This window comes from Streptomyces corynorhini, from assembly GCF_003346515.1.
GTDB classification, from domain to species: domain Bacteria; phylum Actinomycetota; class Actinomycetes; order Streptomycetales; family Streptomycetaceae; genus Streptomyces; species Streptomyces corynorhini.
The window spans coordinates 1-16,283 of sequence record NZ_QQNA01000095.1; the positions used below are offsets into that span (position 1 = coordinate 1).

At 71.0% G+C, this 16,283-nt stretch carries 16 protein-coding genes and 1 pseudogene; 9 read left to right on the forward strand and 8 right to left on the reverse strand.

Annotation, left to right across the window (positions count from 1 at the left end; translation table 11 throughout):
• A partial coding sequence (locus DVH02_RS13510) for an alcohol dehydrogenase catalytic domain-containing protein (RefSeq protein WP_158575881.1) occupies nucleotides 1-413 on the reverse strand: 413 nt, incomplete at its 3' end.
• Nucleotides 414-570: 157 nt separating this feature from the next.
• Here DVH02_RS13510 and DVH02_RS13515 point away from each other — a divergent pair.
• Complete coding sequence (locus tag DVH02_RS13515; RefSeq protein ID WP_114624046.1) at nucleotides 571-1,230, forward strand: TetR/AcrR family transcriptional regulator; 660 nt, start codon at nucleotides 571-573, stop codon at nucleotides 1,228-1,230.
• Nucleotides 1,231-1,302: 72 nt separating this feature from the next.
• Here the strand turns inward: DVH02_RS13515 and DVH02_RS13520 are convergent, their stop codons facing one another.
• On the reverse strand, nucleotides 1,303-2,142 hold the full coding sequence (locus DVH02_RS13520) for a glycosyltransferase family 2 protein (RefSeq protein WP_199566273.1): 840 nt from the start codon (nucleotides 2,140-2,142) through the stop codon (nucleotides 1,303-1,305).
• 380 nt (nucleotides 2,143-2,522) lie between these two features.
• On the opposite strand from DVH02_RS13520, the gene DVH02_RS13525 reads away from it, so the two are divergent.
• A complete protein-coding gene (locus tag DVH02_RS13525; RefSeq protein ID WP_114624048.1) occupies nucleotides 2,523-3,383 on the forward strand; it encodes a helix-turn-helix domain-containing protein in 861 nt (286 codons plus the stop codon).
• A 145-nt stretch (nucleotides 3,384-3,528) separates the two neighbouring features.
• Nucleotides 3,529-4,317: an SAM-dependent methyltransferase gene (locus tag DVH02_RS13530; RefSeq protein ID WP_114624049.1), complete on the forward strand. Its 789-nt coding sequence runs from the start codon at nucleotides 3,529-3,531 to the stop codon at nucleotides 4,315-4,317.
• Nucleotides 4,318-4,346: 29 nt separating this feature from the next.
• Here the strand turns inward: DVH02_RS13530 and DVH02_RS13535 are convergent, their stop codons facing one another.
• Nucleotides 4,347-4,532, reverse strand: a complete 186-nt coding sequence (locus DVH02_RS13535) for a hypothetical protein (protein WP_114624050.1) — start codon at nucleotides 4,530-4,532, stop codon at nucleotides 4,347-4,349.
• Nucleotides 4,533-4,839: 307 nt separating this feature from the next.
• Here DVH02_RS13535 and DVH02_RS13540 point away from each other — a divergent pair, with 307 nt between their 5' ends.
• A complete protein-coding gene (locus DVH02_RS13540; RefSeq protein WP_114624051.1) occupies nucleotides 4,840-5,019 on the forward strand; it encodes a CsbD family protein in 180 nt (59 codons plus the stop codon).
• Between the two features lie 271 nt (nucleotides 5,020-5,290).
• Here the strand turns inward: DVH02_RS13540 and DVH02_RS13545 are convergent, their stop codons facing one another.
• The 5 genes from DVH02_RS13545 to DVH02_RS13565 all read right to left on the reverse strand — a co-directional run bounded on the left by DVH02_RS13545 (nucleotide 5,291) and on the right by DVH02_RS13565 (nucleotide 11,860).
• Complete coding sequence (locus DVH02_RS13545) at nucleotides 5,291-6,781, reverse strand: flotillin family protein (RefSeq protein ID WP_233518209.1); 1,491 nt, start codon at nucleotides 6,779-6,781, stop codon at nucleotides 5,291-5,293.
• 102 nt (nucleotides 6,782-6,883) lie between these two features.
• Nucleotides 6,884-7,399 (reverse strand): hypothetical protein, encoded by a 516-nt coding sequence (locus tag DVH02_RS13550; RefSeq protein WP_114624052.1) that lies wholly within the window; start codon nucleotides 7,397-7,399, stop codon nucleotides 6,884-6,886.
• 160 nt (nucleotides 7,400-7,559) lie between these two features.
• Complete coding sequence (locus DVH02_RS13555) at nucleotides 7,560-8,561, reverse strand: PucR family transcriptional regulator (protein ID WP_114624058.1); 1,002 nt, start codon at nucleotides 8,559-8,561, stop codon at nucleotides 7,560-7,562.
• A 396-nt stretch (nucleotides 8,562-8,957) separates the two neighbouring features.
• A complete protein-coding gene (locus tag DVH02_RS13560; protein WP_114624053.1) occupies nucleotides 8,958-9,629 on the reverse strand; it encodes an HAD family hydrolase in 672 nt (223 codons plus the stop codon).
• The gene (locus DVH02_RS13565; RefSeq protein ID WP_407697620.1) at nucleotides 9,626-11,860 is read right to left on the reverse strand and encodes a transketolase family protein; all 2,235 of its coding nucleotides are present in this window, start codon (nucleotides 11,858-11,860) and stop codon (nucleotides 9,626-9,628) included. The genes DVH02_RS13560 and DVH02_RS13565 overlap by 4 nt, the downstream gene beginning before the upstream one ends.
• A gap of 198 nt (nucleotides 11,861-12,058) precedes the next feature.
• On the opposite strand from DVH02_RS13565, the gene DVH02_RS13570 reads away from it, so the two are divergent.
• From DVH02_RS13570 to DVH02_RS13590, 5 genes and pseudogenes are all read left to right on the forward strand, one after another.
• The gene (locus DVH02_RS13570) at nucleotides 12,059-12,787 is read left to right on the forward strand and encodes a GntR family transcriptional regulator (protein ID WP_158575882.1); all 729 of its coding nucleotides are present in this window, start codon (nucleotides 12,059-12,061) and stop codon (nucleotides 12,785-12,787) included.
• Nucleotides 12,788-12,908: 121 nt separating this feature from the next.
• Nucleotides 12,909-13,367: a PTS sugar transporter subunit IIA gene (locus DVH02_RS13575; RefSeq protein ID WP_114624055.1), complete on the forward strand. Its 459-nt coding sequence runs from the start codon at nucleotides 12,909-12,911 to the stop codon at nucleotides 13,365-13,367.
• Nucleotides 13,364-13,645 (forward strand): PTS sugar transporter subunit IIB, encoded by a 282-nt coding sequence (locus tag DVH02_RS13580; protein WP_114624056.1) that lies wholly within the window; start codon nucleotides 13,364-13,366, stop codon nucleotides 13,643-13,645. Before DVH02_RS13575 ends, DVH02_RS13580 begins: the two co-directional genes overlap by 4 nt.
• A 266-nt stretch (nucleotides 13,646-13,911) precedes the next feature.
• Complete coding sequence (locus DVH02_RS13585; protein WP_114624057.1) at nucleotides 13,912-15,324, forward strand: PTS ascorbate transporter subunit IIC; 1,413 nt, start codon at nucleotides 13,912-13,914, stop codon at nucleotides 15,322-15,324.
• A 518-nt stretch (nucleotides 15,325-15,842) separates the two neighbouring features.
• Nucleotides 15,843-16,283 (forward strand): annotated as a pseudogene (locus DVH02_RS13590) (hypothetical protein); the annotation flags it as partial.

Here is a 16,283-nt window from a genome sequence, read left to right on the forward strand (position 1 = left end):
CGGTGCAGCATCTGCCAGGCGGTGATGCCGTTGACCACCATGGTCTCCGCCTCCGCCGCGCCGATCCCGGCGGGCACCGGGACCACGTCCGCCGCGTCGACCAGCACGTGGCTGGCCCAGCCGCCGACCTTGACCAGCGCGGCCACCCGGGTGCCGGACAGGCCAGGGGCGACGCCGGTGCCGGTGGCCGCCACCGTGCCGACCAGGTCGTAGCCGGGGACGAAGGGGTAGGCGGGCTGGTCGTAGTACCGGCCGCGGCGCATCTGCTGCTCCGCGAAGGAGACCCCGGTGGCCTCCATCCGGATCACGAGCTGTCCCGGACCCGGCGTGGGGACCGCGCCGTGCCGCAGCTGGAGCCCCTCCGGCTCCACCTTGCCGGGCAGGACGACCTCGACGAGTCCATCGGTGTTCATGACGCCTCCACTGTGTCCGTGGTTGTTATTCCCTATTGCGTTAGCTACAAGCTATAACCCCAGGAGGAGAGTGTCAATCACCTTGGTGATACCTTCTAACTGAGCTTGATGGTGTCGTGAGGTGGTTATGGCGCGAGGACATGGAGAGAGGCAGGTCATGGCAGCAACAGTGAGTGCGCAGACCCCGCGCGAGCGCTACCGCGCTCAGGTGCGCGCCGAGGTCAAGGAACGCGCGTGGGAACAGATCGCCTCAGCGGGGGCGTCGGCGCTCTCCCTCAACGCGATCGCCAAGCTGATGGGCATGAGCGGACCGGCGCTCTACCGGTACTTCGCGAGCCGGGACGAGCTGATCACCGAGCTGATCAGGGACGCGTACCGGAGCCTCGCCGACACCATCCAGGGCTCCGTCCGGCCCGACGACGACGTGCTCGCCCCGGCGCGCGCCCTGCGCAGGTGGGCGCTGGAGGACCCGCAGCGGTACTTCCTCGTGTACGGGACGCCCGTCCCCGGCTACCACGCGCCCGACGACATCACCATGATCGCGTCGGAGATCATGGCGGCCCTGCTCGAAGCCTGCGTGGCCCCGGCCCCCGACGGTCCCGCCACGCCGCTGGAGGAACACCTGCGCGAGCGGCTCGAAGGCCACCGGCCATGGGCGGAGGGCCGGCACGACCCGCCCCAGGTGCTCCACCGGGCCCTGACCGTCTGGACCCGGCTGCACGGCGTGCTGTCCCTGGAACTGGCGGGTCACTTCAACGGGATGGGGTTCGACCCCGAGCAGCTCTTCGAGGCCGAAGCGCACGGCCTGCTCCCGTAGCCGTGCCGCGCACACGTGCCAAGTGCAGGGCCGGGCCTGCCAGTCGGCCGGCCCGGCCCTGCCCGCGGTCGGTCAGATGATCGGCGGACGGCCCAGCGCCGTCATCCGCCGTACCGTCCGCCAGCGCATCGGCTGCCGCTTTCCGCACGGTGTCCTCACGCCCTCGAAGAAGCCGCCGAACCACGCCTTCAGCCCGCTCACCGACCGGGTGCGCGCCAGCGTGAGCAGGATCCACGTACCGAGGTACGCCGGTACGAGAAGCGCGGGCAGATGCCTGCGGGCCAGCCACACCCGGTTGCGGGCGGTCATACGGTAGTACTCGGCGTGCCGGGCCGGTGAGGTCCTCGGGTGCTGCAGGACCAGCTCGGGCGCGTAGAGGATCCGCCACTCCGCGTCCAGCGCGCGCCACGCGAGGTCGGTCTCCTCGTGCGTGAAGAAGAAGGCGTCGGGCCAGCCGCCCGTCCCCTCCAGCATCCGCATGGACAGCGCGTGCCCGCCGCCGAGGAACGTGGTCACCTCGCCGCCGCGCATCGGATCGTCCACGCGCAGCCGGGGCACGTGCCGCCGCTGGGTGAAGCCGGTCTCGTCGGCGATGCGGAAGCTGACGATGCCGAGCCGGGTATCGGCTTCGTACAGATCGGCGACGCGGGTGATCACATCGGCCTCGATGAGCAGGCCGTCGTCGTCCAGGTTGACGAGTACGTCCACGTCACCGGCCTCGCGGAGCCTGTCCATGGCGACGTTGCGCCCGCCGGAGACGCCGAGGTTCTCCGCCAGCTCCACGCCGATGACGCCCTCGGGCAGTTCGGGCAGCGGCGCGCCGTTGCCGACCACCACGATCCGGGTGGCGGACTCCTGCTGCTTGGCCACCGAATCCAGCAGGGCCCGCAGCTCGACGGGCCGGTTGCCCATGGTCAGCACGGCCACACCCACACGCGGTCGGGACACGTCCAGATCACTCCAGCATTCAGTAGGGCGTCGGGCGCCGGCCGCAGCGGCCGTCCGCCGAGGCAGCCGACCCGCCGGTGCGGCGATACTGCCGGGGGCACCGTAGGGCAGAGCACCGATGCTAACCGGCGGCCGTCGTTCACCGGCCATCGGAAGGTGCTCCGGTGGACGCCCGTGGTTCACCTTCACGGCGTAAACGACCCGGTTGGTCCGCGGGTGACACCGGCTGGGAACGGGGCTTTGCCAACGGCTCACGATCCCGCAATCCGTCCGTGATCCAGTGCCATGTCCCTGGTCACGCCGCTGTGGCAAACTGCCCACATGCTGGTGTCCGGTGGTCAGGAGTGAGCGAGCCGCGGCCTGCGCCCACCATCGGCCAACTGGTCCTGGGCAAACAGCTTCAGACGCTCCGTGAGCGGACCGGCATGGACCGGAACCAGGCGGCGGGACTGCTCCACGTAGCCGCCGCCACCGTACGCCGGATGGAGACCGCCGAGGTCGGTTTCAAGATCCCGTACATAGAGATACTGCTCCGGGCGTACGGCCTTCCCGAGGACGAGGTGACCACCTTCCTCCGGCTGGCCGACGAGGCCAACAGGCCGGGCTGGTGGCAGCGGTTCCACGATGTGCTGCCCGACTGGTTCAGCGGGCACGTCAGCTTGGAAGAGGCGGCCAGGACCATCAGGGGGTACGAACCGCACTACGTGCCAGGACTGCTCCAGACCGAGGACTACGCCCGCGCGGTCCTGACCTACGGCGAGGTGGGCCGCGGCGACCCCGCGCGCATCGAGCGCCATGTCGCCCTGCGGATGGAGCGGCAGTCGCTGCTCACCCGGTCAGGGGCTCCGGCCTTCTGGGTCGTACTGGACGAAACGGTCCTGCACCGCCGGGTCGGGTCGGCCGCCGTGATGCGGGCGCAGCTCGACCGGCTGCTGGAGGCGACCGAGCTGCCGAACGTGACGCTCCAGGTCGCCGAGTTCGCGGCCGGGCACCACCCGGGGACGTACAGCCCGTTCGTGCTGTTCCGCTTCGCCGTTCCCGAACTGCCCGACATGGTCTACGTCGAGTATCTGACGGGCGCGCTCTATCTCGACGACCCGGCGGAGGTCTCGGAGCACGTGGAGGCGATGGACCGCATGGTGGCCCACGCGGAGTCCGCGCGCAGGACCCGGCAGATCCTCGCTGATTTCCGTAAGGAACTGTGATGGCGGCATCAGCCGCGGCACCCCCTGCGGTGCCGGACACCGAACGCGCCACCGTGTCGCATCTCACGTCGCATCTCACGTCGCATCTCACGTCGCATCTCGCGTCGGACACCACGACGGAACAACGGAACAACGGAGTCTCCTCATGACGGCACGCACCCCCAAGCCCCAGGTCGACACCAGCAAGCCGCATCCGGCGCGCGTCTACGACTATCTGCTCGGCGGCAAGGACAACTACGTCGTCGACCAGGAGGTGGGCAAGCAGCTGCCCGAGGCGTCGCGGCGGGACTCCCGGCTGAACCGGGAGTTCATGCACCGCGCCGTCGCGTGGGTGGCGCGTGAGGGGATCGCCCAGTTCCTCGACATCGGTACGGGCATCCCGACCGAGCCGAATCTGCACCAGATCGTCCAGGGGATCGCCCCCACGTCCCGGGTCGTGTACACCGACAACGACCCGATCGTCCTGCGGCACGCGGAGGCCCTGCTGATCAGCACGGCGGAGGGCGTCACCGACTACATCGAGGCCGATGTGCGCCGACCGGGGGAGATCCTCGACCACGCGCGGGGCATCCTGGACTTCAGCCGCCCCGTCGCGCTCTCGCTCATCGCGCTGATGCACTTCATCGCGGACGAGGACGACCCGTACGGGATCACCCGGACCCTGGTCGACGCGCTGCCGTCCGGCAGCGTGCTGGTCTTCTCACAGGGCACCGCCGACTTCCAGCCGCAGAGCCTGGTGGGACGGGTCACCCATACGTACGGGAAGGGCGGCATCGCGCTGCGGCTGCGCACCCACGCCGAGGTGCTGCGCTTCTTCGACGGGCTCGACCTGGTGGAGCCGGGGCTGGTGACGGCCCCGCACTGGTACCGGGACACCCCGGCCCCCGCGGACGAGCAAAGCTCCTTCTACGTGGGAGTCGCGCGCGTCCGCTGAGAGCCGGGGCGGGGCCCGGAGGCGTCGGGTCAGAAGGGCGAGTGGTGCGGCGCGCGCTGCGCCGGCGGCTTCTGGAGGCGGCGGCGCCGGTGGTGCGAGCCGCCCCGGTTCCGGGGGAGGGCGTCGGTGTTGTCTGCCTTCACCGGCCGGGCGAGCAGCAGTGCGGTGATGATCGCCACCGCTGCTCCCAGGATGGCGAGCGTGATCACGGACATGGGTCCCGCCTTTCGCGTCGCGTTTCGTGTCTCGTCTCTCGCGTCTCGTCTCTCGCGTCTCGGTGTCCCGCTCGGCGGGGACGTCTCGTACGGAATTGACGAGTCGTTCGTTCGCTTGTCGCAGCGTGTTACCTGTTCTCGATCATGTAAACGCGCTGCGTGACCGATCGAGGGTGATCTCACCCGGGTGGACGTATCGGCGCGGGGCGGTGTTTGCGTACGGGATCGCCGGGCACCCGGTCTGTCGTCAGGGATTCAGCAGACGCGAGCCATATGCGAGCCAGACGCGAGAAGGAGAGCGGCCGACATGAGCGACAGCACCGAGAAGAAGACTTCCGCCAAGGTCGACCAGGTCAAGGGCGCCATCAAGGAGAACGTCGGCCGCGCCGTCGGCAACGAGCGCCTGACCGCCGAGGGCCGCGCCGAGCGCGCCAAGGGTGACGTTCGTCAGGCCGGCGAGAAGGTGAAGGACGCGTTCAAGCGATGAGCGCGGCGTACAGAGTTTTCGAGCGGGGAAGCCCGCGAGGTGACTGTACGTGCAGAGCAGGTGGGTGATGGCCCGGCGGATGTCCTTCTGCCGGGCCATCGCCCTGTCCGGCACACGTAGGACCCGGCACGCGAAGGGCCCGACGCGCGTAGGGCCCGACGCGCGTAGGGCCCGGCACACGTAGGGCCCGACGCGCGTAGGACCCGGCACGCGAAGGGCCCGGTCGGCTTTCCGCCGACCGGGCCCTACCGTTGTGCGCGCGTACCGCGCGTCAGTCCGTCACCTCGACCCGGCCGTTGTTGGCCGAGCCGCCGGTGCCCTTGACGCCCGCGTCCGAGGCGCCGTTGGTCTCGGTCGCCGCCGGGGCGGAGGCCGACGGGATCAGCGCCGTGCCCTTGCCCGCGGTGATGCCCTTGAGCAGCTCCGCGAGGTCGACTCCCGTGGTGGAGCTGAGCAGTTCGACGCCCTGCGCCACGTTGTCCGCGACGGTACGGGACAGCTGGCTGGCGCCGTCCGTCGAGATCACCGTCATCTTGTCGATGGCGCTCAGCGGCTCGGACGCCTTCGCCACGACGGACGGCAGCACCTCGACGAGCATCTGGAGGACAGCCGCGTCGCCGTACCGCGCGAACGCGTCCGCCTTCTTGTGCATGGCCTCGGCCTCGGCGGCGCCCTTGGCACCGATCGCGGCGGCTTCCGCCTCACCCTCGATCTGCACGGCGGCGGCGAGCGCGGCGCGGTGCGCCTTCTCGCCCTCACCGGTGAGGCGGGAGCGCTCGGCGTCGGCCTCGGCCTGCTTGACCAGGGCGACCCTGCGGGCCTCGGCCTCCTGCTCGGCCTGGTAGCGCGCGGCGTCGGCGGGCTTACGGACCTTCGTGTCCAGCTCGCGGTCGGTCAGCGCGGCCTGGCGCTCGGCGACCTTCTCGCGCTCCATGAGCACGTCCTGCTCACGGGCGGCCTGCGCCAGCGGACCGGCGGCGGCGGCACGCGCCGACGCCTCGTCCGTCTCGGCCTTGATCTCGGCCTGCTTCAGCTGGAAGGTCCGCTGGGCGATCGCGATCTCTTCCTCGGCCTTCAGCCGCGCCTGCTCGGCGGCGCGCCGGGAGACCGCCTCGGCGATGTCGGCCTCCTGCTTGGCCCGCGCTGCCTCGGGACGGCCGAGGTCCTCCAGATACGAGCCCTCGGTGGTGATGTCCTGGATCTGGAAGGCGTCGAGCACCAGGCCCTGGCCGGAGAGGCTGGCCTCGGCCTCCTCCGCGACCTGTCCTGCGAACGCGGCCCGGTCACGGATGATGTCCTCGACCGACATCCGGCCGACGATGGAGCGCAGCGCGCCCGACAGCACTTCCTGGGTGAAGCCGACGATGCCGCCCTGCTGCTGGAGGAAGCGCTGGGCCGCGGCCCGGATCGAGTCGTCCGTGCCACCGACCTTGACGATCGCCACGCCTTCGAGGTTGGCCTTCACACCGCGCAGGGTGACCGCGCCGCGTACGGCGATCGGGATGTGCCGGCTGGACAGGTCCAGGGTGAACTTCTGCTGGACGAACGGGACGACGAAGACGCCGCCGCCGACGACGACCTTCTGGCCGCTGTTGTCGACGGAGATCCGGCCGGTGTCCGGATCGGTTGACTTCTTGCCGCGCCGACCGGTGACGATGAACGCCTCGCTGGGCCCGGCGACCTTGTAGCGCGTGACGACGACAAGAGCCAGCAGGACGACGAGTACGACGACCCCCAGCACTGCGATGACGACTGGACTCATGGCTCTCTCCCTTGCCTCCCGCGGGATGGCAGTTGTGTACGGTGCCGCGCGGGGCCTCCCGCGCGGCATGCGTGTCGAGCGTCTGCTCGCGAAGGGCTCCGGTCAGCGCTCGACGGGGCGTACCGAGACGGAGCTGGACGACAGGGTCTCCTCGACCCAGACCTCCGTGCCGTACGCCACCGGCTGTGCGCTCTTCGCGGAGAACTTCATCGGCTGACCGCCGAGCCGCAGCAGCACCTCTCCGTACCCCGTGGCCGGAATCGCCGTGACCACCGTCCCCGAGCTGCCCACCAAGTGGCTGCCGCTCGGCGTCACGGACGTCTGGTCACGCATCAGTGCTTTGCTGAACTTCCAGGTCAGCCAACCGGCACCGACACCTGCCGCCACCCCCGCGGCGGTGGCCGGTACGGTACCGAGATTCGTGGTGCCGAGGACTATCGCGCCGCCGAAGCCGAACATCGACAGGAAACCGGCGATCACCGGCAGCGACAGAAGGCCGTCGAAGATCCCGTCGAGCGCGCTGACTCCGTCGAAGAGTCCTTCGAGCACCCCGTCGAAAATCAGTGAAAGGACGAGCAGAACAATCCCCGCGATGCCGATTCCCAGAAACAAGGTCATCGGATCCACCTCCCCCTCTGCCGCAGTTTCCTCGGTCAGGACTCCATAGTGACATCCCGTACTGACATTCGGCACTGCCGTGTTCCGGCAGTCTTAACGCGTTCTTGATGCCGACTGACACCGGCCGGGGCCGGACGGGCGGCGCTCGGTCGGCCCGGGGTCAAGGCGACGTTTCCGGCCAGCCCATCAGCCTGGCCCCGATCACGGCCGTCTGCAACGTGTAGCGATGCGTGGGATCGGCGGGGTCGGCGCCGGTGAGTTTGTGGATCCGCTCCAGGCGGTACGTCAGGGCCCGCACGCTCAGCGACAGGCGCCGCGCCGCCTCGGCCGCCACGCACCCCGCGTCGAAGTACGTCGTGAGCGTGTCGATCAGCGGCTGGGCCCCGCCGCGCGCCGCCTCCAGCGGGCCGAGCGTCCCCACGACCAGCTCCGTCATGGCGTGCCGGTCCCGGGTCAGCACCGGATAGACCAGCAGATCGGCCGCGCGCAGGAGCGGTTCGCCCATGTCGAGCCGTTCGGCCAGGTCGAGTACGTTCAGCGCCTCCTCGTACGACTGCACCACCCCGCCCACGCCCGGCTGCGGGCGGCCGACCGCCACCCGGCCGCCGTCCGTGGCCGCGAACGCCTGCTTGGCGAAGTAGGTGAGCATCTCACCCTGGTCGCCGGGGGCTATGCACACCATCCGGCCCGCCTTGGTGGTGAGCAGCACGCTGCGGTCGCCGAACCGGCCGAGCAGCGCCTGCTCCACGGCGCGCGGCACCGCGTCCTCCTCGTCGTACGCGACGAACCCCTCGGCGACCGCCACGGCGTGCTCGTACGACAGGCGCAGCCCGAACCGTTCGGCGCGCTCCGCCAGCCGACCCAGGTCGCTGCGCCCGTACAGCAGGTCGTCGATGAACTCGCGGCGCGCCGCCGTCTCCTGCCGTACGGCGAGCCGCTGCGCCCGTTCGTATCCCTCGGCGAACGCGTCGACGGCCTGCTCGACGGCGGCGAGCACGCTCTCCGGGGACCCGGTGTCGGGCCAGTGGACGCGGGCGGCGGCGAGGTGTGCGCCGACCAGCGCACGCAGCTGGAACCCGGCCTCGGCGGCCTGCTCGCCCAGCGCCCGCCGGGAGAGCAGCTCCGCGCGCGTGAGCCTGCGGCCGGTCAGCGAGGCCGCCATGAGGATCGGGGCGTACCCCTCCAGGAAGTCCTCGGGCGCTCCCCGCCCGCCGGTCCCGCCCTGCCCGCCCGTGCCGGAAGCGCCGCTGGTGCCGCTCCCGCCGCTGCCGCCGGTTCCGACCGTCACGACTGCCCCCGGTCCCTCGATGAACGGATTCTCCTGACCGATCTTGTCAAACGGCCCGGCCCCGCCGGATGGCCCGGCCCCCGCTCCTTTGGAGACGCGTCCTCGGCGCGTGGTGAGGACACATCCACGGCGCGTGGTGAGGACACATCCACGGCGCGTGGTCGAGGACACGCCCTCGGCGCCCGGGGACGACCGTTCCTCCTATGGTGCGGTGATGCCGCCGGGGAGCGCGACACCACGGGGCCGTTCCCCCCGGGCCGTGAGCCGATGTCAGGGCAGTGGAACTCCGAGCCGGGGGTGGATGTCGGCGAAGTCCTCGATCACACCGTGGTCGGCGTCGGCCAGCGCCGTCCGGGGGGTGGGGCCGCCCGCGTAGCCGATGACCGGCATGCCCGCCGCGCGGGCGGCGGCGACCCCGGCGGGGCTGTCCTCTATGACGAGGCAGCGGTCCGCCGGGACGCCCAGGGTACGGGCGGCGTGCAGGAACAGGTCGGGCGCGGGTTTGCCGTGCTCGACGTCGTCGGCGCTGAAGACGCGGCCGGTGAAGCGCGCCCACAGGCCGGTGACCGTCAGGGAGTGCTCGATGCGTTCGTGCCCTCCACTGGAGGCGACGCAGTACGGGACCGCGCCGCCGTCGAGCGCGTCCAGCAGCTCCCGCACCCCGGGCATGGTGTGCGGGCGGGCGGTGAACGCGTCGCGCACGCGGACCCGGTAGGCGTCGAGCCAGTCGGGGCCGACGGGGGCGGTGGCGTGGGCCCGTATCTCCGTATAGAGGTACGACTCGGGGCGGCCGAGGAACCGTTCCCGCACCTCGTCCGCCGTCAGCGGCCAGCCGGCCTCGGTCGCCATCTCCGCGACGACGGCCGGGCCGATCCGCTCGGTGTCCACCAGCACGCCGTCGCAGTCGAAGACGACGAGCCCCACATCGAGGGAGGCGCTCACCGGGAGCCCGCGGCGGTGCCCGCCGCAGTGCCCGCAGTGCCCGCAGTGCCCGCAGTGCCCGCGACGTCGAGCGACTCCAGCGCCGCGGCGACCACCGCGTCCGTGGTCATGCCCATGGCCGTCATCGCGTCGGACGCCGAGGCCGAGAGGCCGAACCCGTCGATCGTCACCGCGCGCCCCGCGTCACCGATCAGATCGTGCCAGCCGAAGGCCGACGCCGCCTCGACCACCACGCGCGCCCGGACGGACGGCGGCAGCACCGCGTCGCGATAGGCCGCGTCCTGCTCGGCGAACCAGTCCTTGCACGGTACGGAGACGACCCGCGCCGCGATCCCGCGCTCCGCGAGCACCGCGCGCCCGGTCAGCGCGAGCGCCACCTCGCTGCCGCTCGCCAGCAGGATGACGTCGGCCGTCTCACCGGCCCCCGCCACCACGTACGCCCCACGGGCCACGCCGTCGCGCACCGCCTCCGTCGCGGTCGGCAGCACCGGCAGCGCCTGACGCGCCAGCACCAGCCCGACCGGGCCGGCACGGTGGGCGGCGGACGGCCCCGCGCCCGCGCGCGCCAGCGCGCTCAGCCACGCGGCGGCGGTCTCGGCCGCGTCGGCCGGGCGGACCACCGACAGCCCCGGCATCGCGCGCAGCGACGCGAGGTGTTCCACCGGCTGGTGCGTCGGGCCGTCCGCGCCCAGCGCCACCGAGTCGTGCGACCAGACGTGCACGACGGGCAGCCCCATCAGGGACGCGAGCCGCAGCGAGGGCCGCTCGTAGTCGCTGAAGACCAGGAACGTACCGGCGAAGGGGGTGTCGTAGCCGACGATGGCGATGCCGTTCAGCGCGGCGGCCATCGCGTGCTCCCGTACCCCCCAGTGGATGTTGCGGCCGGAGAGCCCCGCCTCGGCCGCGGGGAGGAAGGAGCCGCCGTTCTTGATCGTCGTACGGTTCGAGTCGCCCAGGTCGGCGCTGCCGCCCCACAGCCGCGGCAGCGCTTCGGCCAGCGCCTGGATGACCTGGCCCGACGCGTCGCGCGGCGCGATCTCGGCGCCCGGCTCGAAGACCGGCAGCGCGGCGGCGGCCTCGGCCGCGTCGACCGGGCGGATCGCCCGCTCGCGCGCGGCGGCGCGGGCGGGGTGCGCGGCGGCCCACTCGGCCAGCGCCTCGTCCCAGGCCCGGTGCAGCTCGGCGCCCCGGCCCAGCGCGGCCCGGGTGTGCGCCAGAACATCGGCCGGTACGGTGAACGGCTCCTCCGCCACGCCCAACAGCGCCTTGGTGGCGGCGACTTCGGCCGCGCCCAGCGGCGCGCCGTGCGAGGCGGGGGTGTTGACGGCGTTCGGCGCGGGCCAGGCGATCTGCGACTTCAGCACGATCAGGCTGGGCCTGCCCTCGTGCGCGCGGGCGGCGGACAGCGCCGCGTCGAGGGCGTCGGTGTCGATGTCGCCGTCGGCGCCGAGCCCCACGGTCCGGACGAACCAGCCCTGCGCGGTGAACCGCGCGGCCGTGTCCTCACGCGTCGTCAGATCGGTGGACCCCTCGATCTGGATGCTGTTGTCGTCCCAGACGACGACGAGGTTGTCCAGGCCGTGCCGCCCGGCGAGCGCCCCGGCCTCGTACGAGATGCCCTCCTGGAGGTCGCCGTCGGAGCAGACGACCCAGACCGTGCGCGCGGGTACGGCGGACCCGGCGGAGCTGCCGTCGTGGGCGTCGACGCCGCCCGTGAAGCGGCCCTCGTCCCGCTTCAGCGCCATGGCCATGCCGACGGCGGTGGCCACGCCCTGCCCCAGCGGCCCGGTCGTCATCTCGACGCCCGTGGTGTGCCCGAGTTCGGGGTGACCCGGCGTCAGAGAGCCGAGCTGCCGGAAGCGGCGCAGGTCGTCGACCTCCAGGCCGTAACCGGTGAGGTGCAGCTGCGTGTACTGGAGGATGCTGGCGTGCCCGCACGAGAGGACGAACCGGTCGCGCCCCTCCCACGCCGCGTCCGCCGGGTCGTGCCGGATGTGCCGCTGGAACAGCAGGTGCGCGACGGGCGCGAGCGCCAGCGCCGTACCGGGGTGACCGGAGCCCGCCGACTCGACCGCGTCCATCGCCAGCGCGCGGGCCACGGCGATGGCGCGGTGGTCGGCCGCGCCGAGCACGGACCGGCCGCTCGTACGTGAGGAGGACGGTGCCGGGGACGGCGCCGGGGACGATGCCGGCGGCTGTGTCGGCGGCTGTGTCGGTATGGCGGCGGTCACGGCAGCTCCTTGGGGATCATGTCGTCTTAGAGATCATGTCGTCATGATGACTTTGGACAACGTAACCCATCCCCGAAACCCCGATCCGAGCCAGTTGAGGCGTCCGGAGTGTTACGCGGAAATTGCCTATTGACGTCTTCTGAGGTTCTGGTCATTATGACGTCTTGATGACGCAAGGACTCGATGAGGAGACCACGGATGGCCGAGCACAAGTACGCCAAGGTGCGCGACCATCTGCTGCGCCGGGTGAGCGGTCTTCCCGTGGGCGGGCAGCTCCCTCCGGAGGCGGTGCTCTGCGAGGAGTACGCGGTGAGCCGCATCACACTGCGCCGCGCGGTGGAGGAGCTGGTCAACGACGGCCACCTTATCCGCGAGCACGGCCGTGGCACCTTCGTCACCCGGCCCCGTTACGCGCTGAAGCACCGTGAGCGGTTCGTCAGCGAGGTCACCGGCTTCTTCACCCAGATGAGCCGGCAGGGGCACACCGTCACCTCCGAGGTGCTGATCCAGAAGCGGATGCGGGCGGGCACCCGGCTCGGCGCCGCGCTCGACCTCAGCCCGGCCGCCTCCGTCGTCCGGCTGGAGCGGCTGCGCCGGGTGAACGGCGCGGTGCACCACCTCGCCGAGTCGTACGTGGAGGAGGAGCGGTTCGAGGACGTTCTGACCGCGGACTTCTCCTCCACCTCCCTCTACGCCTACCTGCGGGCGCACCACGATGTGCTGCTCGCGCGGAACGAGATCGTCGTCGGGCTGCACGAGTGCGACCGGCGGGAAGCGGAGCTGCTGGGGGTCGAGGGGGGATCACCACTGCTGCTGGCGACATCGAGGGTGTTCGACCTCAACCGAAAACCGGTGATCCACGGGACGTCGAAGTTCCTGCCGGAGACGGCGGAGCTGTCCTTCGACATCATCGCGGACGCCGAGTAGCGGGCGGGTCGGTCGTCCGGTCGGCCCGTCGGTCTGCCGGTCGGTCTGCCGGTCGGCCTCGGATCCACCCTCCCCGCCTCTCACTCTCCCCCTGCCCCTCCCCCCCCTGTATGGAGATCACATGCTCAGCGAACTGCTGACCGAGGAGAAGATACGTTTCTCCAGCGACAGCCTGACCTGGCGGCAGGCCGTGACCCAGGTCGCGGAACCGCTCCTCGCGGCCGGTGACATCACCCCCGGCTACGTCGACGCGATGATCGACTCGATCGCCGCCGGCGGTACGTACATCGACCTCGGTTACGGGATCGCGCTCGCCCACGCCCGCCCCGAGAGCGGCGCCGTCCGTACGGCCATCTCGATGCTGCGGCTCACCGACGGCCCCGCGCCCCTGCTCGACCGGCCGGAGCACGCCGTCGACCTCTACTTCTGCTTCGCGGCGGTCGACGCCACCGCGCACACCCAGGCGATGTCCTCACTCGCCCGCATTCTGTCGGACACGGAGACCCGCGAGGCCCTGCGCGCCGCGACCTCCGCGGCCGATGTCACCAAGTTGATCACTCGATTCGAGGAGGACCGATGAAGTTCCTGGCCATGTGCAGCACCGGACTCGGCAGCAGTTTCATGGTGCGGATGAACATCGAGGACATCGTGCGTGAGCTACAGCTCCCCGATGTCACGGTGGAGCACTGCGACATCAGCTCGGCCGGTCCGGAGAGCGCCGACGTCTTCTTCGTCGCCAAGGACCTGGAGGAGGCGACGGCCGGACTCGGTGACGTCGTCGTCCTGAACAGCATCATCGACAAGGACGAGCTGCGCGAGGCCGTCAAGGCCGCGGCCGTACGGCACGGAGCGCTCTGATCCCGTGCCCGGCGCGAGGAGCGCTCGCCAACCCCCGCTTATTACCCCCCTTCACCCCGCACCACCCTCAAGGAACGTCCTGACCCGCCCCGGCGTCCGACCCTCTCCACACCGCCCGCGCCCTTCCCGGCGCTAGCGGTACGAGGCCGACCGCGACGCCGGCGGGACCGCGGATCCCCCTGCCCGCCGACGTCCTGCCCGCAGTCGTGCCCGTAGACACACGCACCGCGCATTCGCGCCGTCGTGCCCGCAGAGAGGCGTATCCCGTGAACAGCGTTCTGAACACCTTCGTGGACATCTTCCGCGAGCCATCCGTGATCATCGGACTGATCGCGCTGCTGGGGCTCGTACTCCAGCGCAAGTCCCTCTCCGACACGCTCAAGGGGACGATCAAGGCGTTCGTCGGCTTCCTGGTGCTGGCGGCGGGCGCGGGAGTCGTCTCCGACGCGCTGACGCCGTTCGGCGACATGTTCCAGCACGCCTTCGGTGTGCAGGGCGTCGTACCGAACAACGAGGCGATCGTCGGCAAGGTGCTGACGGACTACGGTTCGCAGGCCGCGCTGATCTTCTTCTTCGGGATGGTCGTCAACGTACTGCTGGCGCGCTTCACCCGCTTCAAGTTCATCTACATGTCCGGCCATGTGGCGCTCTACCTCTCCGCGATGATCGCCGTGATCCTCATCGCCAACGGCTTCAGCACCTGGCAGGCCATCCTGTGGGGCGCCCTCGCCCAGGGCCTGGTCACCACGGTCTCACCGGCGCTGGTGCAGCCCTGGATGCGCAAGGTCACCAAGCAGGACAACGTGGCGCTCGGCCACACCGGCAACTTCGGCATCGCGACCAGCGGTCTGGTCGGCAAGCTCGTCGGGGACACGAAGAAGTCCACCGAGGACCTGAAGATCCCCAAGAACCTCGGCTTCCTGCGCGACACCACCGTCGTGATCGCCGTGTCGATGGGCATCATCTACCTGCTCGTGACGCTGGTGGCCGGTCCCGGTTACGTGGAGGACAAGCTCAGCGGCGGCCAGTGGTACCTGCTCTGGGCGGTCATGCAGGCCGGTAAGTTCTCCGCCGGTGTCTTCATCATCCTGGCGGGTGTGCGCGTCGTCCTCGCCGAGATCATCCCCGCCTTCAAGGGCATCTCCGAGAAGCTCGTCCCCAACGCCAAGCCCGCGCTCGACGTCCCGATCGTCTTCACGTTCGCCCCGAACGCGGTCCTGATCGGCTTCCTCGCCAGCTTCGTCGGCGGTCTGATCGGGATGGGCATCCTCGTCGCGGTCGGCGGCACGATCATCATCCCCGGCATCGTCGCCCACTTCATGACCGGCGCGGCTTCGGGCGTCATCGGCAACGCGACCGGCGGCCGGCGCGGCGCGGTGCTCGGCGCCATGACCAACGGCCTGATGATCACCTTCCTCCCGCTGCTCGTCCTGCCGTTCCTGGGCGACGTGGGCCTGGCCAACTCCACCTTCTCCGACGCCGACTTCGGGGTCTCCGGCTTCCTGCTGGGCAGCGCGGTCCGCTGGGGCCACGCGGCGGTGATCGTCCTGATCCTCGCTTCCCTGGTCGCGCTCTTCGTGGGCAGCGCCCTCGCCACGCGCCGCGAGGCGGCGCGGGCGGCGGCGGAGCCGGCCGAGCCCACGGGCGAGGCGGAGGCGACGCAGCAGCCGGTGGGGTGACGCGGCGGCTGGTGGGGTGACGCGGCGGCCACTCGGCTGTCGGGTGGCCCGGTGATCGAGGCGGGGCCGGACGCGGGTGCGTCCGGCCCCGTTCTGTTGTGCCGGGGGGCGCCCCTGTGCCGGGCGTGACCCTGTGCTGGGCGCACCTCTGTGCCGGGGCGTGCCCCCCTTCGTTTCGTTCGTAGCCGACTTTGTCGCTCTTGTTGCCCAAATGGCCCCTGCCGTACCGGCTTTCGTTCGGAATCGGACCCCTGAAGGGGTCTGTGATTGGGCCCACGGGCCCTGTCTCGACAGCCGGACTGGGCCCTACAGTGCGTGGGTGATCGCGGGGGGACGCGCACGGGATACAGGCCAAGGGCAGGAACACACAGAGACACGAGCGGTCGGCAGAGCGGTGCGGTGGCCTTGACGCGGGAAGCCGGGTCGCCGCCCCACGCGCCTGTGTCGTGTGTGCGCTGATCAACTCAGTCGCAGACCAGGAACGTTGGGTGAGGCACTTGTCCGGGCTCGGTCTCCACATGCCTACCGGCGGCACGGCGCACACCGGCATCCGGGTGCCTTCCAGGGGCGAACGCCCTCCGCTGCCGACACCGCTCAGGGCGGCGCGGGTTCTGCTGCACGTACTGTTCGCGCTCACCTGCGTGGGCGGATTCGGGGTGATCGCCGGGGCTGTGACCGGCGGCGTGATGTCCGCGGGGCTCGTGGGCATCGCGCTGTACGCGGCCCTGCCGGGGGTGGTGTCATGGCTGCTCGCGTGGCGCGTTCCCCGGCGCGGCAGGCGGGTCTGGGGCGGTCTGGCCGCCCTGCAGATCTGGCTGATCGTCAGCAGCCTGCTCAATCTCGCCGCCGGTTCGTATCTGGGCCTCAGCCAACTGCTGCTGCCCGTCATGATCCTGACGTTCCTCTCCCGGCCGGAGAGCCGTCAGTGGTTCGGTGTTCCGGCCGGGAGAGGAACGTCA

Coding starts and splice junctions, on each gene's coding strand:
- DVH02_RS13535 (WP_114624050.1), bottom strand. CDS start 4,532: ATGTCCGTGATCACGCTCGCCATCCTGGGAGCAGCGGTGGCGATCATC.
- DVH02_RS13550 (WP_114624052.1), bottom strand. CDS start 7,399: ATGACCTTGTTTCTGGGAATCGGCATCGCGGGGATTGTTCTGCTCGTC.
- DVH02_RS13575 (WP_114624055.1), top strand. CDS start 12,909: ATGCTCAGCGAACTGCTGACCGAGGAGAAGATACGTTTCTCCAGCGAC.
- DVH02_RS13555 (WP_114624058.1), bottom strand. CDS start 8,561: ATGGCGGCCTCGCTGACCGGCCGCAGGCTCACGCGCGCGGAGCTGCTC.
- DVH02_RS13515 (WP_114624046.1), top strand. CDS start 571: ATGGCAGCAACAGTGAGTGCGCAGACCCCGCGCGAGCGCTACCGCGCT.
- DVH02_RS13530 (WP_114624049.1), top strand. CDS start 3,529: ATGACGGCACGCACCCCCAAGCCCCAGGTCGACACCAGCAAGCCGCAT.
- DVH02_RS13580 (WP_114624056.1), top strand. CDS start 13,364: ATGAAGTTCCTGGCCATGTGCAGCACCGGACTCGGCAGCAGTTTCATG.
- DVH02_RS13570 (WP_158575882.1), top strand. CDS start 12,059: ATGGCCGAGCACAAGTACGCCAAGGTGCGCGACCATCTGCTGCGCCGG.
- DVH02_RS13545 (WP_233518209.1), bottom strand. CDS start 6,781: ATGAGTCCAGTCGTCATCGCAGTGCTGGGGGTCGTCGTACTCGTCGTC.
- DVH02_RS13540 (WP_114624051.1), top strand. CDS start 4,840: ATGAGCGACAGCACCGAGAAGAAGACTTCCGCCAAGGTCGACCAGGTC.
- DVH02_RS13520 (WP_199566273.1), bottom strand. CDS start 2,142: ATGGGCAACCGGCCCGTCGAGCTGCGGGCCCTGCTGGATTCGGTGGCC.